Raw genomic sequence first — 19,604 nt, forward strand, 5'->3', positions numbered from 1 at the left:
AAATTCGGGTCTGCAGAGTAGGAAATCGGGCAGTCTGTAGCGCCAATTGTTAATTGTTGTAATTCGAGTTTGTCACAATTGGTCTGATGAGACTAGAGACTGACATTCATGTTCTGACATGAAATAGTGCAACTATGAATTCTTCAAACGAACGTGAAAGCTTTAGCCAGCGACTCCAGCAGGCTTTGAAAAACGCCCACTACTCTCCGGACAGCCCTACCCGGCTGGCGCGGGAGTTCAACATCCGTTTCGAGGGCAGACCGATTACGGTCCACGCAGCCCGAAAATGGCTGGTTGGAGAGGCGATTCCGACCCAGGAAAAGCTGCGCATGATCGCGCAGTGGCTTGGCGTTCCTGCTGAATGGCTGCGCTTTGGTGGGCCGGAAGGTGAGCATCATAATGGGGATACGAACGGCAGCAACCTGGCCCGATTCGAGTCCGCCGATGTCAAATTGATCGCCGATTTGCAACGGCTAGATGAGCACCACAAGCAAATCGCACGCGAATTTATTCGCATGCTTGTCAGGGTCAACTACCAAAAGTAACAATTCGACACTATTTGTCCTGCACAACAGCGGGGCAAATAGCCGTCTGCACGCCCTTCCGGTTTCACTTTCCGCATTGTCGTCCGGGTTTCCTGTAAAGCGGGCCCGGCGAGGGCTAGTCACGGCCTTGATTTGGCGTCCTGCCATGTCACAAACGACCATACCACTTTGTAACAATGTTGATACATTAGCCCGTAAAGGCGCATGTATTCAGGGGTTCATGCCATTCCAGCGAGGGGCCAGATTGTGACATAGGCCGAATAAATCAATCACGCGCGCAACGGTGTGGTCGACCATTTCATCAATGGATAGCGGCTGGTGGTAAAAACTTGGCAATGGCGGGAAGATAATGCCGCCCATCTCGGTCACGGCCGTCATATTGCGCAGGTGCGCCAGGTTGAACGGGGTTTCGCGCACCATCAGTATCAGGCGGCGGCGTTCTTTCAGCATCACGTCGGCGGCGCGGGCGATCAGGTTGTCCGACAAGCCATGGGCCACGGACGCCAGGGTCTTCATCGAGCAGGGGGCAATCACCATGCCGTCGGCCTGGAACGAGCCGCTGGCGATGGACGCGCCGATATTGTTCTGCTTGTGGACGACATGGGCCAGCGCTTCGACTTCCTTGCGCTGCAGGCCGGTTTCCTGGTGGAGGGTGAGGACCGCAGCGTCGGACACCACCAAATGTGTCTCGACGTTCGGGATATTGCGGAGGTGCTGCAGCAGCCGCACGCCATACACGGCGCCGGTGGCGCCGGTGATGGCAATGACCAGCCGCTGCGGGCGATCAGCCATTGTTGTCCAGCAGGGCTTTCAGTTCGCCGGACTCATACATCTCGGTCATGATGTCGGAACCGCCGATGAACTCGCCGCGGATGTACAGCTGCGGGATGGTGGGCCAGTTCGAGTATTCCTTGATGCCCTGGCGCACTTCCGGATCGTCCAGCACGTTCACGGTGGCGATGTTCTCGACGCCGCAAGCTTTCAGGATCTGGATGGCACGGCCGGAAAAGCCGCACTGAGGGAACTGGGCGGTGCCCTTCATGAACAGCACGACCGGGGTATTGGTCACGGTTTCTTTGATCCAGGTTTGTACGTCGCTCATTGCATTCTCACTGCTAAGGATTGGAATCCCGTCATTTTACCGCGATTTGGCCATTTGCCAGTTGACACAGGTCATGTCCGGTGCGACTATATCGACACTCGATATAGCGCTATTCGATATATGGATTACTCAAAATACCTGCCCCTGTCGGAAGCCAGCTTTTACATGCTGGCGGCGCTGGACCAGCCATCGCACGGCTACGCCATCATGCAAAAGGTGGAAGCCATGAGCGGCGGCAGCGTCACCATTGGCCCCGGCACCATGTACGGCGCCTTCAGCACGCTGGAAAAGCAGAAGCTGATCGTCAAAGTGGCGGAGGAGGACCGGCGCAAGATTTATGCACTGACGGATCTGGGCAAGGATGTGCTGGCGGAGCAGGTGCGCCGGCTGGAGATCATGGTACGCGGCGCCCAGGCGGCGCTCAACATCGGGAGGGCAGCATGAAGGACGTGGTGCGGGAGTTCAAGATGTGGTGGGCGTGGGACGATCGCGAGCATGAGCAATGGCTGGCCGAGCGTTCGCGCATGGGTCTGCACCTGCGCAAGGTGTCGATGCTGGGCCTGCTCCACCATTTTGAACCGGGCGCGCCGGCCAACATCAGCTACCGCTGGGACTACCAGACCGATGGCGGCAAACGCGATTACCGCCAGCTGTTCACCGATGCCGGCTGGAAGCTGGTCGGCGACGTGGCCGGTGGCTGGCTGTGCTGGAGCAAGCCGGCCGGCGCCGGCCCCGAGCCGGAAATCTTCACCGACCGCGCTTCGCTGCGCCAGAAATACCGCAACCTGCTGGGTGTGCTGGCGGTGACCAGCCTGCCCTTGCTGCCGATGGTCGCCTCCAACCGCGATATCTGGGCCGACCTGGCGGCGGGCGGCGCATCCGGCATCGTGGCCGGTGGCTTCCTGGCGCTGGGGCTGGCATTTGCGCTGCTGGGCCTGTATGGCTCGCTGCGCATTTGGCGCCGTATGCAGGAGATTTGATATAGTTGCCAACTTCGCATTTCAAGTTGGCAACAAAAATGAAACTAAGCTGGTTCCGCTTCCTCGACACCTGGAATTTCGAAGGCCACGAAGCGTGGCTGTCCGAACAGGCGCGCAAGGGACTGCATTACCGTAGCCGCGTCATGGGCTTCGATCGCTTCGAGCCGGGCGAACCGGGCGAGTTCGTATTTTGCTGGGACTGTGCTCCCCTGTGGGGCAAGGAGCAAAAGGTCACGTACGTACGCACCCGCGTCCAGGCCGGCTGGCAGCCAGTGGCCGAAACGGGCAACCTGGTCTGCTGGTGTAGCGCGGTCGTCGCTGGCCAGCCTCCCCGGATCATGCGCGATGCGGAAGAAACCGTGCAAATGCTGAAACGCATCCGCACTGATTATTTGGTGTATGGCAGTTTCCTGGCGTTCCTCACCGTGCGCGCGATCACCAAGCTGATGACGGATAACCCGAGCTTCCGCGTGGGACATTGGTTTGGGGCGACGGTGGGCACCCTTGGCTTGGCAATGCTGGCCTATGCGCTGGTTCGGCTGAAGGAGCGCACATGAAGACCAGTCGTTTCAAACCGTTCAGGTTCGTGCGGATGGACGCGCACGCGGCGTGGCTGGCGGGCATGGCGCGCCAGGGCTGGCATTATCTCGGCCAAAATGCCTGGGGCTTGCAGCGCTTCGAGCAGGCTGCGCCGGCGGACATGGCCTTCACCTGGGACTTGGCGCCTCGCAAGGAAGAAGAGCTGCTAGCTTATTGCCAGCGTTGCCGCGAGGCAGGATGGGAGCTGGCTGGCACGGCCGGGCGCTGGCATTGCTGGCGCCAGCCGGTGGTGGCGGGCCAGGCCGTGTTGCCCTTACGCGACCGGGAAGGCAAACGTGCGATGCTGCGCGAACTGCAAGGCAGGTTTGGCAGCTCAATCATGCTCGGCGTGGTCGTCCTGTTTTTATGCTTGCCCCGACTGAGCCGGCCGGATGGTCCGGGCTGGTTTTTCCCAGCCTACTTCATAGGCATGCTGGCATTCATGGGCATCATGGTGCCGAACAAGCTGCATGCCATGTCCCGTCTGCGCCAGCTGGACGCAAACGGGCCGGGCTGACGCTTAACCGCGCAGCTTGGCGAAAGCGGCGGCCATCGAGCCCTGCGGTGCCGGCTCGCGCGACTGCTGCTTCTGCTGCTGGCCCATGGCGCGGCGGTCGTTGCGGTCGCCGCGTTGCTCAGGGCGCGAGCCGGCGGCCGGGGCGCTGTCGGTCAGGCGCATGGTCAGCGCTATACGCTTGCGCTTCACGTCCACTTCCAGCACTTTCACTTTCACCACCTGGCCGGCTTTGACCACCGTGTGCGGATCCTTGACGAAGGTGTTCGACAGCGCGGAGATGTGGACCAGGCCGTCCTGGTGCACGCCGATGTCGACGAAGGCGCCGAAGGCGGCAACGTTGGTCACCACGCCTTCCAGGATCATGTCGGCGCGCAGGTCGCTGATTTCCTCCACGCCTTCCTTGAAGGTGGCGGTGGTGAATTCAGGACGCGGGTCGCGGCCCGGCTTTTCCAGTTCCTTGATGATGTCGGTCACGGTCGGCACGCCGAACTTGTCGTCGGCGTACTTGGCCGGGGACAGGCCTTTCAGCAGCTTGCTTTCGCCGATCACGCCGCGCACATCCTTCTGGATGTCGGCCAGGATCTTCTCGACCACCGGGTAGGACTCAGGGTGCACGGCGGACGCGTCCAGCGGGTTCTCGCCGCCCATGATGCGCAGGAAGCCGGCGGCTTGTTCGAAGGTCTTGTCGCCCAGGCGCGGCACGCTTTTCAGCGCGGCGCGCGAGGCGAAGGCGCCCTTCATATCGCGGTAAGTCACGATGCTCTGCGCCACGCTGGCGGACAGGCCGGACACGCGCGCCAGCAGCGGGGCGGAGGCGGTGTTCACATCCACGCCGACCGCGTTCACGCAATCCTCCACCACAGCGTCCAGCGAACGGGCCAGCTGGGTCTGCGATACGTCGTGCTGGTACTGGCCGACGCCGATCGATTTCGGGTCGATCTTCACCAGCTCCGCCAGCGGGTCTTGCAGGCGGCGTGCGATCGAGACCGCGCCGCGCAGCGACACATCGAGCTCCGGCAGTTCGCGCGAAGCGTATTCGGAAGCCGAGTAGACCGAGGCGCCGGCTTCCGACACCACAATCTTGGTCAGCTTCAGCTCAGGGCATTGCTTGATCAGGTCCTGCGCCAGCTTGTCGGTCTCGCGCGAGGCGGTGCCGTTGCCGATGGAAACCAGCTGCACGCCATGCTTGGCCGCCAGCTGCGACAGGGTGTGCAGCGAACCGTGCCAGTCATTGCGCGGCTGGTGTGGATAAATGGTGGCGGTATCCACCACCTTGCCGGTGGCATCCACCACCGCCACCTTGACGCCGGTGCGCAGGCCGGGGTCCAGGCCCATGGTGGCGCGTGGGCCGGCCGGGGCCGCCAGCAGCAAGGCTTTCAAATTGGTAGCGAATACATTGATGGCGTCCAGCTCGGCTTTTTCGCGCAGGGCGCCCATCAGTTCGGTTTCCAGGTGCATGAAGGACTTCACGCGCCAGGTCCAGCGCACGGTGTCGGCCAGCCATTTGTCGGCCGGGCGGCCAGCCTGTTTGATGCCGAAACGGGCCGAAATACGGCTTTCGCATGGGTTATGTGGCGCATCCCACTTCGGTTTTTCCTCTTCCGAGTCCAAACGCAGGGTCACATCCAGCATGCCTTCGCGGCGTCCGCGCAACAGTGCCAGGGCGCGGTGCGAGGGTACGGCGGCCAGCGGCTCGGAATAATCGAAGTAATCGGCAAACTTTTCGCCCTCTTCTTGCTTTCCCTCAACAACTTTCGACTCAACTACGCCATGCTCTTGCACATATTCGCGCAGGGATTGCAGCAGGGTGGCATCTTCGGCGAAGCGTTCCATCAGGATCTGGCGCGCGCCGTCCAGTGCAGCCTTGGTGTCCGGCACGCCGGCATTTTTGCCGTCGGCGGTTTCGAAGGCTTCGCGCAGGTATTTGGCGGCTTCTTCTTCCGGGTTGCGGCTTGGGTCGGCCAGCAGGTCTTCCGCCAGCGGCGCCAGGCCGGCTTCGATAGCGATCTGGGCCTTGGTGCGGCGCTTTGGCTTGTACGGCAGGTAGAGGTCTTCCAGGCGGGTCTTGTCTTCCGCATGGGTGACAGCATCTAGCAGCTCCGGTGTCATTTTGCCCTGCTCGGTGATCGAGGCGATGATGGCTGCGCGGCGGTCTTCCAGCTCGCGCAGGTAGCGCAGGCGCTCTTCCAGGGTACGCAGCTGGATATCGTCCAGGCCGCCGGTCGCTTCCTTACGGTAGCGGGCGATAAACGGGACGGTGGCGCCTTCGTCCAGCAGGGCGATGGCGGCGGCGACCTGGGCCGGTTTGGCGGCCAGTTCGAGGGCAAGGCGTTGTTCGATAGAAGGCAGCATGACGGTGTTTCCAAACTGTGAAGGCCGAAATCATACAACGCCCGCATCGCCAATGGGCCCCGGAATCGATTATTATGAATTAGATAATGTTGTCCGTCGTACTTCTAGTTGCACTAAGTTAGGATTTTCACAAACACGAAACTGTAGAAGGCGGATAATATTGCATGTTGCTGTTTTTGAACCGCTGATTTAAAAGAATGCGCCCAATGGATATTACCCGCGACGAACTCCGCGAAACTCCAGTCGCACCGGCACCCGCTGCTCCAGTACCAGCCGCCCCGCCCAACCAGCTTCCCTATGCTGTGGCGACGTGGTTGCAGAGGGTGGATGCAGCCGCGCATCCCAAGCCTAAGCTGGCCCCGGTCGAAATCGACCCGAAACAGACTAACTACAAACTGATTTACGTGCTGGCGCCCACCAGCGGCGGGCGCCATGTCGCGCTCTGCCTGTACAAGGCGCGCCTGAAGCCGAACGGCGACGTGGCGGCAGCCAGCCCGGTCAGCGAAGTGTTCTCCCTGCTCTCCGCCCCGCCAGCCTTCCTGGCGCCGGGCGATGAAGACCTGGTGCGCTTCTTCGTGGCCATGCGCAGCGGCCCCAACTCCCAGACCGGCAGCGCTACCGAGCCGCGCGGCAAGATCGGCGCCTCCCTGCTGCAAATGCTGTCCGAGCAGGAAAAGCTGCTGTGGGCGAATTCCTGGTCCGACGTCGGCAACGGCCTGGTCTATCCGATGAAGCCCGGCCCGCTGCGCAACGCCAACCTGGCCTGGCGCGAGGAAGGCAAGGGCCTGCGCCTGGGCTGGCAGGTCGAAGTGCCGGAAGGCGCCAAGCACCACGGCGCCGACCAGATCGACTACATGCTGCCGACCGAACCGCCGTGGTATATCGACAACCTGTCCGCTGGCGTGTTGCAGCTGAACCAGGGCGGCACCACCATCCCGCTGGCCGACTTGCAAGCCCTGGTGGCGCAGGCGCCGCTGCTGATGCCGAACGATAAGATGCGCGTGTCCCAGCTGCTGCTGGCGCATGGCCTGCAGCAGTTGATGCCGCTGCCGCAGCCGCTGCCGCAGCGCGTGCGCACCGACGTCAAGCCGCGCCCGATCCTGGTGCTCGATTCGGCCCAGCTGGCCGACGGCACGCTGCAGCGCTGGAACGACTTTGCCGTGCTGTCGTATGATTACGACGGCGAGCGCGTGTCCTTCGACCCGTCGCAGCGCGTGGTGCGCCAGCGCGGAGAAGTGACTGAAATCATCCAGCGCAATGAAGAAGCCGAAGCGGCCGCGCTGGAAACCCTGACCCAGCTTGGCTTCAAGAAGCCGACCGCCCTGCCGCTGTCCAGCGTGCGCGGCGGCCTGCTGCTGGCCAACCAGGCCGACTGGATCCGCTTTGCCGAAGCCGGCATCGATGAACTGGTGGCGGCCGGCTGGCGCGTGGAAAAATCCACCAAGTACCGCTACGACATGGTCGCCGTGGACGAGTGGTATGCCGAGGTGGAAGAGGAAACCACCGATAACGGCGCCGCCTGGTTCGACCTGGAGCTGGGCATCACCGTCAACGGCGAGCGCGTGCCGCTGCTGCCGGTGCTGGTGCAGATGATCCGCAATTTCCCGAACGACTTCGGCCCGAAAGCGCTGGCCGTGCATGGCGAGTCGGACCAGATGCTGGCCGCCCTGCCGGACGGTACCCGCGTGGCCCTGCCATGGAACCGCGTCAAGCCGATCCTGGCCACCATCGGCGAGCTGTACTTCAGCGAGAAGATCCGCCACTCGGTGCGCATGTCCTCGCTGGATGCGGCGCGCCTGGACGAACTGGCGCGCAATGTGGACTTCCAGTGGACCGGCGGCGAAGCGCTGCGCGAAATGGGCCGCAAGCTGAACCAGTTCTCCTCGGTCAAGCGCGTGCCGACCCCGGCCGGCCTGCGCGCCACCCTGCGCGACTACCAGACCGACGGCTTGAGCTGGATGCAGTTCCTGCGCGAGTACAACTTCGGCGGCATCCTGGCCGACGATATGGGCCTGGGCAAGACGGTGCAGACCCTGGCCCACATCCTGGTCGAGAAGGAAGCCGGCCGCCTGGACCACCCGGCCCTGGTCATCGCGCCGACCAGCCTGATGAACAACTGGCAGGACGAAGCCGCACGCTTTGCGCCGGATCTGAAAGTGCTGCTGTTGCAAGGCAAGGACCGCGCCGAGCTGTTCGACGAGATCCCGAAATCGGACCTGGTGCTGACCACCTACGCCCTGCTGCCGCGCGATGAGGAAAAACTGCGCGAGCACGACTTCCACCTGGTGATCCTGGACGAGTCGCACTACATCAAGAACACCCGCTCCAAGGCGGCCCAGAGCGCCGGCTTGCTGCGTGCCCGCCACCGCCTGTGCCTGTCCGGCACGCCGCTGGAAAACCACCTGGGCGAGCTGTGGTCGCAGTTCCACTTCCTGCTGCCGGGCCTGCTGGGCGACGAGAAGACATTCAACAGCAACTTCCGCCACCCGATCGAACGCCAGGACGACCCGCAGCGCCGCATGCTGCTGAACCGCCGCATCAAGCCGTTCCTGGTACGCCGTACCAAGGACAGCGTGGCGAAGGAACTGCCGCCGAAGACCGAGATGGTGCGCAAGGTGGAGCTGTCCGGCCCGCAGCGCGACCTGTACGAAACGGTGCGCCTGGCCATGGACCAGAAGGTGCGCGAAGAAATCGACCGCAAAGGCGTGGCGCGCAGCCAGATCGTGATCCTGGAAGCGCTGCTCAAGCTGCGCCAGGTCTGCTGCGACCCGCGTTTGGTGAAGTCCACCAAGAAGGCTGCCGCCACCGGTTCGGCCAAGCTGATCGACCTGATGCAGATGGTGGAAGACCTGCTGGAAGAGAAACGTAAAATCCTTGTCTTCTCCCAGTTCACATCTATGCTGGAACTGATCGAAGAAGAACTGGAAGCGCGCGATATCCCGTACGCCATCCTGACCGGTGAGACGCGCGACCGCGGTGCCCAGGTGGCGGCCTTCCAGCAAGGCGCGGTACCGATCTTCCTGATCTCGTTGAAAGCCGGCGGCGTGGGCCTGAACCTGACTGCGGCCGACACCGTGATCCACTACGATCCCTGGTGGAATCCGGCGGCCGAGAACCAGGCTACCGACCGCGCCTGGCGTATCGGCCAGGACAAGCCAGTCTTCGTGTACAAGCTGATCGCCAAAGGCACGCTGGAAGAAAAGATCCAGCTGCTGCAGCAAAAGAAATCGGACCTGGCGCAATCCGTGCTGGCCGAAGGCGAATCGCAGAAGATGGCGCTGACCCAGGAAGACCTGCAACAGATCTTCGCTCCGTTACAGGATTGACACCATGCTGAGTGCTGAACACTATCGCCAGATCCTCGACCACAGTAGCGACGTACATTGGATGCTGGACTGCGATAGTGGCCAGCTGCTGTACGTCAGCCCGTCCGCCGAGAAGCTGTTCGGCTATATGCCCGAGCGCGCCCAGCAGGTAGCTGAAAGCCTGCTGGCCGAGCTGCCCGAGCGGCTGGAAGCCTACACCTCCGGCGACACCACCCGCCGCCACACCGTGCGCGAGACGGAGCTGCCGGGCAAGGACGGCACCCTGATCCCGGTCGAAATCGAATCGACCCTGGTGCCCGATGTGGGTAGCGGCGTGCTGCGCCTGGTCGGTACCGTACGCGATATCCGCGAGCGCGTCGAACGCGAACGGCAGCAGAAAAAATTCGCGTCCATGGTGTCGCACGAATTCCGCACGCCGCTGTCGACCATCGACGGCGCCATCCAGCGCCTGGAAATGACGTCGGCCAATGCCGATGAAAATACCAAAAAGCGCTACCGCAAGATCCAGACCGCGGTCGACCGCCTGCTGGAACTGATCAACGAGTACCTGAGCCCGGAGCGCCTGGCCAGCATCGGCCGCAAGCGCCAGGCCGACGAAGTCTCGCCGGAAGCCCTGCTGGAAACGGCGGCGGAACAGGCGCGCCAGCGCCGCGCCGAGATCACGGTGCGCGCCGACGGCCTGCCGCAATGGATGCGCTGCGACCCGCAAGGCATGCGGCTGTGCCTGGACATTCTTCTGGATAATGCGCTCAAGTACACAAATGACAACGTTGCGATAGAATTACATGGCAGGAAAGCCAGCGAAGGCGGGGTGGAACTTCTCGTCATCGACCGCGGCGCTCCAGTTCCGGATGATGAGCTAGGCAAACTCTTCGACAAGGGTTACCGAGGCAAGGCTGCCGCAGGGCAAGCCGGTTCCGGCCTCGGCCTTTACATGGCCAAGAATGTTGTAGAGGTCCACGGCGGCACGCTGTCTGTGGAAAATTTGCCTGAAAGCGGCAAGAAATTTCGGATTTGGCTCCCAGTCGCTGCTTAAGGCTTGCGCAGCCTGTGACCAACCGTGATAATTCTTTGACGCAAGCCCTAACCCCCGGCTTGCGAAATGAATAGAAAATGGCGCATCAATGACGCAGATACTGATCGTGGAAGACAACCTGGAATACGCCGAAGAGATGGCGGATTTCCTGGCTGAGCTCGGCCATGAAGTGCATACCACCAATAACGCCCAGGAAATGTGGTCCGCCCTGAGCCAGGGCACCGTCGGTGTAGTGGTGCTCGACCTGGGCTTGCCGGATGAGGATGGATTCAACGTCATCCCTCGCATGCGTCAGCTGTACCCGCAGATCGGCCTGCTGGTGCTGACCGGCCGCGTGGCATTCGATTCCCGCATCATGGGCCTGCGCCTGGGCGCCGACCACTACCTGACCAAGCCGATCAAGTTCCCGGAACTGGCCGCCCATATCGAGGCGCTGGACCGCCGCGTCGGCCCGCAAGAAGCCATCCCGGTGCCAAGCAAGTGGACCCTGAAGGTCTCCGCGCGCCAGCTGGAACTGCAGGGCCAGGCCATCACCCTGACCGAAAAAGAGTGCAATTTCCTGCACTTGCTGACGATTAACACCCGTCCCGTGCCGCGCCAGGTGATCGTGGCCGGCATTGGCGGCGACGATCCGGACGCCGGACGCCGCGTCGACATGCTGGTGTACCGTTTGCGCAAGAAGGCACGCAGCGGCCTGGGCCAGGATCTGCCCCTGCGTTCCGCTTACGGCGAAGGCTACAGCCTGTCCGCCAGTTTCAACCTTTCCTAATTAGGGACAGAGCGGGGTAAAATAGCGGCTATGGCCCGCTTACCCCGTCTTATCGTCCCCAACCAGCCCCATTACCTCATCCAGCGTGGCCTGAATGGCCAGCAAGTCTTTGGCGATGAGGGGGATTACACCGCTTTTCTCGGCTGGCTGCGCGCCGCCGCCCGCCAGTACCAGGTGGCTGTGCACGCCTATACCCTGCTGCCCGGCGAGCTGCATCTGTTGGTGACGCCGGCCGACGAAGAGGGGTTGGGTGGCATGGTGCAATGGGTGGGCAGGCACTATGTCCCTTATTACAACCAAAAATACGGCCGCAGCGGTACACTGTGGGCCGGCCGCTATAAGACTGCGGTTATCGAGGCGGAAAGCTACCTGATGGCCTGCAGCCGCTACATTGAGTTCGCCGCCGTGCGCGCCGGGCTGGCGGGTGGGCCGGAGCATTATTCCTGGTCCAGCTACCCGCACCATGCCGGGATCAGGCCGGACGGGGTGGTGACCGACCATCCGTTGTACTGGGCGCTGGGCAATACGCCGTTCCAGCGCGAGGCTGCCTATATAGAACTGGCGGCATCAGGCTTGCCGGGCGCCGACTTGCGGGCCATCGAAGCCGCAGCGCTGAAAGGCTGGCCCTTGGGCAGCGATAAATGGAAGGCGGAACTGGAGCGGAGAATGAAGCGGCAAGTGTTGCCGGCGAAGCGCGGGCGGCCTTTCAAAGTCAAGCCGCCCGCCGAAGTGTAAAGAAATCCGACACGGCGGGCGCCGTGCCGGATCAGTTGGCCATTACCAGCCCAGGTCCTTCAGCAGTGGGACGGTCAGGTCCTTCGGTGGAACCAGGACGGTGCCCAGATCGGAGTTGATGCTTGGCTCCATCAGCAGGTTAGGCGTAGCGGTGACATCCCAGTGCGACACCGAGGAACCCGGCACGCGTGGGTTCGGGGTGTACAGCAGCGGACGGCCGGCAATGTCGGAACCCGACTTGCGCACCGCATCCGTCGCGAAGGCGACAGTCACGATGCCAGGCTTCGAGCGCGAGCCGTACTTGCTGGCGTTGGCGATGCTGTTGCGCAGCGAATCGCCCTGGGCTTGGGTGACACCCACGGCTGGAATGACGACGGTAGGATCAGTGCCGCCCATGCCAGGCACGCCAGCCTGGTTGTTGCTGATGATGACACCGATAGCGCCGGCATTCTGCGCATTCTTCACCTTGACGGTGAAGGTGCAAGTGCCGCGTGGGATCACCATAACTTTGCCGTTCGCGGCAGCCGCGTTGGCTGCATTGAAAGCATCGCAGCCAGGACCGGTTTCACCATCCTGGGTCTGGTAGCTGGACGCCGTGCCCCAGCTTGCGCTGTTCGGTGGCGTTGGGCCAAAGGTTGCGGTGACGTAGTCGTAGGAGCCGCTGCCGCCCGGCACTGGGGAGGTGACATTCACCATCGCCACCGGCTTCAGCATGCTGGCGCCGGCCACCGAGTTGGCGCCGTTCCAGCCCAGCTTCAGAGGGTTGATGGCCGATGCCACACGTTCGGCATTGGTCATGTTGAGCCAGGTTTTGCCGGCGGTATTGTCGTACATGTATTCTTCCCACACGCTTGGGATACCGCCCAGGCGCGAGCCGTTGGCGGTATTGGTGGTGAAGACCGAGAAGCCGAGGCCGTGGCCCAGTTCGTGCAGCAGGGTTTCGACGAAGTTCACCGCGGTGCCGGCGTTGCCGTCGATGCCCAGGTAGAACGGGGTGCCGGTCAGGCAGCCTGGGTTGCCCAGGTTGATGTTGAACTGGGTCTTGATGTCCACGTTGCCGTAGCCGGTGCCGTCATCCGGCTGGCCTTCCGACAGGTCGTAGCCGGCCAGCTTGTTGGCCAGGGCCTGCGGATAGAAGATACCAGGCTTGCCGTTAGGAACGTTGTACCAGCCGTTCCAGGACGAGGCGCTGCCCAGGGTGGCGCCGGTAGCGGTGCAGCTCAGGGGTTCCCAACCGGCGCTCACGGTGATGGGCACTGGGCTGTCCAGGGCCTGCTCCCAGATTTTGGCCACGTGCTGGTACACGAACCAGCGCTGCGCGCCCAGGGTGGTGCCTGGGTTGCCGCCTACTGGCGCAACCGGGGTTGGATCGTTGAAGCCTACGCCTGGCGCGTCGCGGCTGGTGATGATAATGGTCGAGGCTGCTTGAGCGCTGAAGCAAGCCAGTGCAACGGCCGAAGCCAGCAGGGTGCGGGTAAAGGTTTTTGCCATGGCTTACTCCGTGTCGGACTGGATGGATTTCGGGGCGATGTGGGTGTGGCCTTGTACAGTGGCCTCGGCCACGTCGTGGCGGTCGAAGCACAGCTTGTTCAGCTTGCCATCTTCGCCACGCACGGCGACCGCCATGCTCCCGTATTCACTGTTGAGGCGTACGCCTTGCGCGCCCGACTTATGGAACTTCTGGATCAGCGGCTGCGGCGCAGCCTGGCGCATACGCTGCGCTTGTTTCGGATTCTGGATTGCGGCCTGCTCTTCAGCGGTCGGGGCGCGCAGCTTGCCGGTTTCGGCATCGCGCACCACGGTCAGTTGCTGGGCAACCGGTTCAGCTTGGGCGGCTTCCTGGGCATGCAGTGGCAGGGCGGCGGCAAGCGCCAGGCCCAGCAGGCAAATTTTGCTCTTCATATCGGTCTCCTTTGGATGGTGGGTCAGGCAGCGCGCTGGCGGCGGCGGCGGGATGCAATCAGGCCAGCGAGGCCAGTGCCCAGCAGCAAGAGGGAGGCAGGCTCAGGGACTTCAGCAATCTGCAGCGTATCGATACCGATATAGTTGGCCTCGTCGGCCAGGCCGTTGTAGTTGATCGCAAAGCGGGCGGTCGAGCCAGGAGCCTGGTTGGCGATGGAGATGGTGTATTTGGCCCAGCCGTCGGTATTCACGACGAAGGAAGGATCCAGATTGAAATCGATGGTGTTGCTGCTGCCGTCGCTGAGGCCGAAGGACACCATGTCGAAGTAGTCTTCCGCCTTGTCGGCACGCATCCAGAAGGTGATGGTGGCGCCCAGGGCAGTGCTGAATACCGGAGTGATCAGCCAGTTATCGATCATGCCGCCCGGTGCAGCGTTGTTGTAGTTGGCCGAAATATACGAGTTTTCGGCGCCTTGATGGGCCGTGAAGACCTCTGGGGAGCCCTGGCCCCAGCCAGTGCTGCCGGCGGGAGTGCTGTTATTGGTCATAACCCAGCCAGCCCCGAGGGCGGCCACGTTATTGAAGTTCTGCGATACCAGTACGCCCGCTTGGCTTGTGGCCGCGGCGCCCAATAAAGCGAGAGTGCAAAGTGCTTTTTTCATCATGTGAAACCTCTCCTGTGGGAATATTTTATTTCATGACAACACAATTACGACTTCTGCAAGTTAGCAATTTACGTACCATGCCAATATGTCATTGATTTGTAATGAAACGTCAAGATTTCTGCTTCCAACTCAGCAGGAACTGTAAAGAAACTCGACAGTAGGCCGGCTTTTTGGGCCTGAAAGAGCAGGGGAAAGCCGCAGAGCGGCACAATGCCCCCATTTTCCGAAAATAGCCTTTACTGTGTCCCTAATTAATTTTCACGGAATCTCGAGCTGATTTAATGTGACTCCGACCCTAATTGTTTTTGTTGCGCGTTTTTGTGCATTGCACTACTCTGGATTTTCGTGAGTAAAAATTCAGCGGAGAAATGCATGGAAGCGCAAGGTTTGTACAACCCAGCCAACGAACATGACGCCTGCGGCGTCGGTTTCGTCGCCCACATCAAAGGCAACAAGAGCCACTCGATCGTCGAACAGGGTCTGCTGATCCTGAAGAACCTGGACCACCGGGGCGCAGTCGGTGCGGACAAATTGATGGGCGACGGCGCCGGCATCCTGATCCAGATTCCGGACCAGTTCTATCGCGATGAAATGGCCAAGCAAGGCGTTGAACTGCCTCCGCCAGGCGAATACGGCGTCGGCATGGTGTTCCTGCCAAAGGAAAACGCTTCCCGCATCGCCTGCGAACAGGAAATCGAGCGCGCCGTGCGCATCGAAGGCCAGGTCGTGCTGGGCTGGCGTAACGTGCCGATCGACTCCGAAATGCCGATGTCGCCGCGCGTCCGTGAAAAAGAACCTGTCATCCGCCAGATCTTCATCGGCCGCGGCCAGGACGTAATGGTGACCGACGCGCTGGAACGCAAGCTGTACGTGATCCGCAAATCGTCCGGCCACGCGATCCAGGCGCTGAAACTGATCCACGGTAAAGAATTCTTCGTGCCTTCGATGTCGGCCCGTACCGTCGTGTACAAAGGCCTGCTGCTGGCCGACCAGGTGGGCGTGTACTACAAGGACCTGCAGGACCCGCGCTGCATCTCCGCGCTGGCGCTGGTGCACCAGCGTTTTTCGACCAACACCTTCCCTGAATGGCCGCTGGCCCACCCTTACCGCCTGATCGCGCACAACGGCGAGATCAACACCGTGAAGGGCAACTTCAACTGGATGCGTGCGCGTGAAGGCGTGATGAAGTCCGCCGTGCTGGGTGACGACCTGCAGAAGCTGTTCCCGCTGATTTACGAAGGCCAGTCCGACACCGCCTGCTTCGACAACGCGCTGGAACTGCTGCTGATGGCGGGCTACCCGCTGGCGCAAGCGATGATGATGATGATTCCGGAAGCGTGGGAAAACCACACGCTGATGGACGACAACCGCAAAGCCTTCTACGAATACTACGCGTCGATGATGGAACCATGGGACGGCCCGGCCGCCATGGCCTTCACCGATGGCCGCTATATCGGCGGCACCCTGGACCGTAACGGCCTGCGCCCTGCCCGCTACATCGTGACCGACGACGACCTGGTGGTGATGGCGTCCGAATCGGGCGTGCTGCCAATCCCTGAATCGAAGATCATCCAGAAATGGCGCCTGCAGCCGGGCAAGATGTTCCTGATCGACCTGGAAGCCGGCCGCATCATCGACGACAAGGAACTGAAGGACACTTACGCCAACGCCAAGCCATACAAGGCATGGATCAACGCCGTGCGCATCAAGCTGGGCGAGCTGAAAATGAGCGAAAGCCAGACCGCTGCCAATGTGGCGAAGTACGGTCCGGCCGCCGGCGAGAAGCAGGCCGCCTCCCTGCTGGATCGCCAGCAGGTATTCGGCTATACCCAGGAAGACATGCGCTTCATCCTGGCGCCGATGGCGACCGCCGGTGAAGAAGCCGTCGGCTCCATGGGTAACGACTCGCCGCTGGCCGTCACTTCCAACAAACTGAAGCCGCTGTACAACTACTTCAAGCAGCTGTTCGCGCAGGTGACCAACCCGCCAATCGACCCGATCCGCGAAGCGATGGTGATGTCCCTGGTGTCCTTCATCGGCCCTAAGCCGAACCTGCTGGATACCAACAACGTCAACCCGCCAATGCGTCTCGAAGTGTCGCAGCCGGTGCTGGGCTTTGACGATATCGCGCGCCTGCGCAGCATCAGCCAGCACACCGGCGGCAAGTTCAAGTCCTATGAACTGAGCATCTGCTACCCGCTGGCCTGGGGCAAGGAAGGCGTGGAAGCGTCGCTGGCATCGCTGTGCGCGGAAGCCGTCGATGCGGTGAAGTCCGGCCACAACATCCTGATCGTGTCCGACCGCTCGGTAGGCCCGGACCGCGTTGCGATCCCGGCCCTGCTGGCAACGTCCACCATCCACCTGCACCTGGTGAGCAAGGGCCTGCGCGCCTCCACCGGCCTGGTAGTGGAAACCGGCTCGGCCCGCGAAACCCACCACTTCGCCCTGCTGGCTGGCTATGGCGCGGAAGCTGTGCACCCATACCTGGCGATGGAAACCCTGGCCGAACTGGCGCACTCCCTGCCAGGCGACCTGACGCCAGAGAAGGCGATCTACAACTACACCAAGGCAGTCGGCAAGGGCCTGATGAAGGTCATGTCCAAGATGGGCATCTCGACCTATATGTCCTACTGCGGCGCGCAGATCTTTGAAGCCGTGGGCCTGAACCGCTCGCTGGTCGACAAGTACTTCCGCGGCACCCAGTCGAACGTGGAAGGCATTGGCCTGTTCGAAGTGGCCGAGGAAGGCCTGCGCCTGCACAAGCTGGCCTTCAGCGACGATCCGGTGCTGGCCGATGCGCTGGACGCCGGCGGCGAATACGCCTACCGCGTGCGCGGCGAAGACCACCTGTGGACGCCGGATGCGATCGCCAAGCTGCAGCACTCGACCCGCTCCAACAATTACTCGACCTATAAAGAGTACGCACAAATCATCAACGACCAGAGCAAGCGCCACCTGACCCTGCGCGGCCTGTTCGAATTCAAGATCGATCCTTCGAAGGCGATCCCGCTGGACGAAGTGGAACCGGCCAAGGAAATCGTCAAGCGTTTCGCCACCGGCGCGATGTCGCTCGGCTCGATCTCGACCGAAGCGCACGCCACCCTGGCAGTTGCGATGAACCGCATCGGCGGCAAGTCCAACACCGGTGAAGGCGGCGAAGATCCGGCGCGCTACACCAACGAGCTGAAAGGCATCCCGATCAAGGTCGGTTCGACTTTCGCTTCCGTTCTGGGCAAGGACAAGATCGAAGTCGATATCCCGCTGCAGGAAGGCGATTCGCTGCGTTCGCGCATCAAGCAGGTCGCTTCCGGCCGCTTTGGCGTGACCGCGGAGTACCTGAATTCCGCCGACCAGATCCAGATCAAGATGGCGCAGGGCGCCAAGCCGGGCGAAGGCGGCCAGCTGCCAGGCCACAAGGTATCCGAATATATTGCGCAGCTGCGCTTCTCGGTACCGGGCGTGGGCCTGATCTCGCCTCCGCCGCACCACGACATCTACTCGATTGAAGACTTGGCGCAGCTGATCCACGACCTGAAAAACGCCAACCCGCGCGCTTCGATCTCGGTCAAGCTGGTGTCGGAAGTCGGTATCGGCACCGTGGCAGCCGGCGTGTCGAAAGCAAAAGCAGATCACATCGTGGTGGCCGGCCATGACGGCGGCACTGGCGCATCGCCGCTGTCTTCCGTCAAGCATGCAGGTACCCCATGGGAACTGGGCCTGTCCGAAACCCAGCAAACGCTGGTGCTGAACGGCCTGCGTAGCCGTGTGCGTGTGCAGGCCGACGGCCAGATGCGTACCGGCCGCGACGTGGTGATCGCCGCCCTGCTGGGCGCCGACGAAATCGGCTTCGCCACCGCACCGCTGGTGGTGGAAGGCTGCATCATGATGCGCAAGTGCCACCTGAACACCTGCCCGGTCGGCGTTGCGACGCAAGATCCGGAACTGCGCAAGAAGTTCCAGGGCAAGCCGGAGCACGTGGTGAACTACTTCTTCTTCGTCGCCGAAGAAGCCCGCCAGCTGATGGCGCAACTGGGCATCCGCACCTTCGAAGAACTGATCGGCCGTTCCGACCTGCTGGACAAGTCGAAAGCCATCACCCACTGGAAGGCCAAAGGCCTGGACTTCAGCAACGTGTTCTACCAGCCGAAGACCAACGACGGCATGTCCATCTTCCACAGCGAAGAACAGGACCACGGCCTGGACAAGGCACTGGACCTGAAGCTGATCGCACAAGCCAAGCCGGCGCTGGAAAAGGGCGAGCGCGTGTCCTTCATCTCGCCGGTAAAGAACGTCAACCGCACCGTCGGCACCATGCTGTCGGGCGAAGTGGCCCTGAAATACGGCCACGCCGGCCTGCCGGACGACACCATCCACATCCAGCTGCAAGGCACCGCCGGCCAGTCGGCCGCGGCCTTCCTGGCAGCCGGCATCACCATCGACCTGGTGGGCGAAGGTAATGACTATGTGGGCAAGGGCCTGTCGGGCGGCCGCATCATCGTGCGCCCGAACACCGAGTTCCGTGGCTGGGCTGTGAATAACATCATTGTTGGTAACACCGTCATGTATGGCGCGGTGGCCGGCGAAGCCTTCTTCAACGGCGTGGCAGGCGAGCGCTTCGCCGTGCGTAACTCCGGCGCCACCGCGATCGTGGAAGGCCTGGGCGACCACGGTTGCGAATACATGACCGGCGGTACCGTAGTCGTACTGGGCGCCACCGGCCGCAACTTCGCGGCGGGCATGTCGGGCGGTATCGCCTACGTGTACGACCCGGACGGCGAATTCCACAGCAAGTGCAATATGTCCATGGTGAGCCTGGAAGAAGTGAAGGCGGCTGCCGACCAGCAGGTCGACAAAGCCACCTGGCACAGCCAGCATCGCAATGGCGAACCGGAGGCCGATGAAGTCATCCTCAAGCGCCTGATTGAGCGCCACTTCAAACACACCGGCAGCACGCGCGCGCGCCTGTTGCTCGACAACTGGACGGAAAGCCGCGCCAAGTTCGTCAAAGTGTTCCCGAGCGAGTACAAACGCGCTCTGGTGGAAATGGCAGACAACGCCGCGATCGAAGCGGAAACTCAAGCAATCGCAGCGTAAGA

At 62.0% G+C, this 19,604-nt stretch carries 16 protein-coding genes; 10 read left to right on the forward strand and 6 right to left on the reverse strand.

Annotated features, from left to right (window positions below):
- Positions 1-134 precede the first annotated feature (134 nt).
- Complete coding sequence (locus AAHE99_RS16240; protein ID WP_342118398.1) at positions 135-545, forward strand: hypothetical protein; 411 nt, start codon at positions 135-137, stop codon at positions 543-545.
- 210 nt (positions 546-755) lie between these two features.
- Here AAHE99_RS16240 and AAHE99_RS16245 read toward each other — a convergent pair whose 3' ends face one another.
- On the reverse strand, positions 756-1,337 hold the full coding sequence (locus AAHE99_RS16245) for a UbiX family flavin prenyltransferase (protein ID WP_342118399.1): 582 nt from the start codon (positions 1,335-1,337) through the stop codon (positions 756-758).
- On the reverse strand, positions 1,330-1,647 hold the full coding sequence (grxD, locus tag AAHE99_RS16250; RefSeq protein WP_342118400.1) for a Grx4 family monothiol glutaredoxin: 318 nt from the start codon (positions 1,645-1,647) through the stop codon (positions 1,330-1,332). The genes AAHE99_RS16245 and grxD overlap by 8 nt, the downstream gene beginning before the upstream one ends.
- Positions 1,648-1,767: 120 nt before the next feature.
- Here grxD and AAHE99_RS16255 point away from each other — a divergent pair, with 120 nt between their 5' ends.
- From AAHE99_RS16255 to AAHE99_RS16270, 4 genes are read left to right on the forward strand one after another with little or no spacing between them, the layout of a single operon-like run.
- Positions 1,768-2,091: a PadR family transcriptional regulator gene (locus tag AAHE99_RS16255; protein ID WP_342118401.1), complete on the forward strand. Its 324-nt coding sequence runs from the start codon at positions 1,768-1,770 to the stop codon at positions 2,089-2,091.
- Positions 2,088-2,627 carry a DUF2812 domain-containing protein gene (locus tag AAHE99_RS16260; RefSeq protein ID WP_342118402.1) on the forward strand — a complete coding sequence of 180 codons (540 nt, stop codon included), beginning with the start codon at positions 2,088-2,090 and terminating at the stop codon, positions 2,625-2,627. The genes AAHE99_RS16255 and AAHE99_RS16260 overlap by 4 nt, the downstream gene beginning before the upstream one ends.
- 38 nt (positions 2,628-2,665) lie before the next feature.
- Positions 2,666-3,184, forward strand: coding sequence for a DUF2812 domain-containing protein (locus tag AAHE99_RS16265; RefSeq protein WP_342118403.1), 519 nt, complete (start codon positions 2,666-2,668; stop codon positions 3,182-3,184).
- Complete coding sequence (locus tag AAHE99_RS16270; RefSeq protein ID WP_342118404.1) at positions 3,181-3,723, forward strand: DUF2812 domain-containing protein; 543 nt, start codon at positions 3,181-3,183, stop codon at positions 3,721-3,723. Before AAHE99_RS16265 ends, AAHE99_RS16270 begins: the two co-directional genes overlap by 4 nt.
- 3 nt (positions 3,724-3,726) lie before the next feature.
- Here the strand turns inward: AAHE99_RS16270 and AAHE99_RS16275 are convergent, their stop codons facing one another.
- A complete protein-coding gene (locus AAHE99_RS16275) occupies positions 3,727-6,075 on the reverse strand; it encodes a Tex family protein (protein WP_342118405.1) in 2,349 nt (782 codons plus the stop codon).
- Positions 6,076-6,281: 206 nt separating this feature from the next.
- Here AAHE99_RS16275 and AAHE99_RS16280 point away from each other — a divergent pair, with 206 nt between their 5' ends.
- The 4 genes from AAHE99_RS16280 (at position 6,282) to AAHE99_RS16295 (ending at position 11,941) form a co-directional block, all read left to right on the forward strand.
- Positions 6,282-9,401, forward strand: coding sequence for a DEAD/DEAH box helicase (locus AAHE99_RS16280; protein ID WP_342118406.1), 3,120 nt, complete (start codon positions 6,282-6,284; stop codon positions 9,399-9,401).
- 4 nt (positions 9,402-9,405) lie between these two features.
- Positions 9,406-10,437, forward strand: a complete 1,032-nt coding sequence (locus AAHE99_RS16285) for a PAS domain-containing sensor histidine kinase (RefSeq protein ID WP_342118407.1) — start codon at positions 9,406-9,408, stop codon at positions 10,435-10,437.
- A gap of 88 nt (positions 10,438-10,525) precedes the next feature.
- Positions 10,526-11,206 carry a response regulator transcription factor gene (locus tag AAHE99_RS16290; RefSeq protein WP_342118408.1) on the forward strand — a complete coding sequence of 227 codons (681 nt, stop codon included), beginning with the start codon at positions 10,526-10,528 and terminating at the stop codon, positions 11,204-11,206.
- 30 nt (positions 11,207-11,236) lie between these two features.
- On the forward strand, positions 11,237-11,941 hold the full coding sequence (locus AAHE99_RS16295) for a transposase (RefSeq protein WP_342118409.1): 705 nt from the start codon (positions 11,237-11,239) through the stop codon (positions 11,939-11,941).
- 42 nt (positions 11,942-11,983) lie between these two features.
- Here AAHE99_RS16295 and AAHE99_RS16300 read toward each other — a convergent pair whose 3' ends face one another.
- From AAHE99_RS16300 to AAHE99_RS16310, 3 genes are read right to left on the reverse strand one after another with little or no spacing between them, the layout of a single operon-like run.
- The gene (locus AAHE99_RS16300; RefSeq protein WP_342118410.1) at positions 11,984-13,432 is read right to left on the reverse strand and encodes a PA domain-containing protein; all 1,449 of its coding nucleotides are present in this window, start codon (positions 13,430-13,432) and stop codon (positions 11,984-11,986) included.
- A 3-nt stretch (positions 13,433-13,435) separates the two neighbouring features.
- Positions 13,436-13,843 (reverse strand): post-PEP-CTERM-1 domain-containing protein, encoded by a 408-nt coding sequence (locus AAHE99_RS16305; protein WP_342118411.1) that lies wholly within the window; start codon positions 13,841-13,843, stop codon positions 13,436-13,438.
- Between the two features lie 23 nt (positions 13,844-13,866).
- Positions 13,867-14,508 carry a choice-of-anchor J family PEP-CTERM protein gene (locus AAHE99_RS16310; protein WP_342118412.1) on the reverse strand — a complete coding sequence of 214 codons (642 nt, stop codon included), beginning with the start codon at positions 14,506-14,508 and terminating at the stop codon, positions 13,867-13,869.
- 372 nt (positions 14,509-14,880) lie between these two features.
- Between AAHE99_RS16310 and AAHE99_RS16315 the strand changes: the two genes are divergently transcribed.
- Entirely contained in the window at positions 14,881-19,602 is a 4,722-nt protein-coding gene (locus AAHE99_RS16315; protein WP_342118413.1) for a glutamate synthase-related protein, read from the forward strand.
- Positions 19,603-19,604 lie beyond the last annotated feature (2 nt).

Origin of the sequence: Pseudoduganella sp. OTU4001, from assembly GCF_038440195.1 — a bacterium.
In the GTDB taxonomy this organism is placed as follows: Bacteria; Pseudomonadota; Gammaproteobacteria; order Burkholderiales; family Burkholderiaceae_D; genus Rugamonas.

Excerpts from the sequence above, each read along its gene's own strand:
- AAHE99_RS16240 (WP_342118398.1), top strand. The coding sequence starts at position 135 with ATGAATTCTTCAAACGAACGTGAAAGCTTTAGCCAGCGACTCCAGCAG.
- AAHE99_RS16245 (WP_342118399.1), bottom strand. The coding sequence starts at position 1,337 with ATGGCTGATCGCCCGCAGCGGCTGGTCATTGCCATCACCGGCGCCACC.
- grxD (WP_342118400.1), bottom strand. The coding sequence starts at position 1,647 with ATGAGCGACGTACAAACCTGGATCAAAGAAACCGTGACCAATACCCCG.
- AAHE99_RS16255 (WP_342118401.1), top strand. The coding sequence starts at position 1,768 with ATGGATTACTCAAAATACCTGCCCCTGTCGGAAGCCAGCTTTTACATG.
- AAHE99_RS16260 (WP_342118402.1), top strand. The coding sequence starts at position 2,088 with ATGAAGGACGTGGTGCGGGAGTTCAAGATGTGGTGGGCGTGGGACGAT.
- AAHE99_RS16265 (WP_342118403.1), top strand. The coding sequence starts at position 2,666 with ATGAAACTAAGCTGGTTCCGCTTCCTCGACACCTGGAATTTCGAAGGC.
- AAHE99_RS16270 (WP_342118404.1), top strand. The coding sequence starts at position 3,181 with ATGAAGACCAGTCGTTTCAAACCGTTCAGGTTCGTGCGGATGGACGCG.
- AAHE99_RS16275 (WP_342118405.1), bottom strand. The coding sequence starts at position 6,075 with ATGCTGCCTTCTATCGAACAACGCCTTGCCCTCGAACTGGCCGCCAAA.
- AAHE99_RS16280 (WP_342118406.1), top strand. The coding sequence starts at position 6,282 with ATGGATATTACCCGCGACGAACTCCGCGAAACTCCAGTCGCACCGGCA.
- AAHE99_RS16285 (WP_342118407.1), top strand. The coding sequence starts at position 9,406 with ATGCTGAGTGCTGAACACTATCGCCAGATCCTCGACCACAGTAGCGAC.
- AAHE99_RS16290 (WP_342118408.1), top strand. The coding sequence starts at position 10,526 with ATGACGCAGATACTGATCGTGGAAGACAACCTGGAATACGCCGAAGAG.
- AAHE99_RS16295 (WP_342118409.1), top strand. The coding sequence starts at position 11,237 with ATGGCCCGCTTACCCCGTCTTATCGTCCCCAACCAGCCCCATTACCTC.
- AAHE99_RS16300 (WP_342118410.1), bottom strand. The coding sequence starts at position 13,432 with ATGGCAAAAACCTTTACCCGCACCCTGCTGGCTTCGGCCGTTGCACTG.
- AAHE99_RS16305 (WP_342118411.1), bottom strand. The coding sequence starts at position 13,843 with ATGAAGAGCAAAATTTGCCTGCTGGGCCTGGCGCTTGCCGCCGCCCTG.
- AAHE99_RS16310 (WP_342118412.1), bottom strand. The coding sequence starts at position 14,508 with ATGATGAAAAAAGCACTTTGCACTCTCGCTTTATTGGGCGCCGCGGCC.
- AAHE99_RS16315 (WP_342118413.1), top strand. The coding sequence starts at position 14,881 with ATGGAAGCGCAAGGTTTGTACAACCCAGCCAACGAACATGACGCCTGC.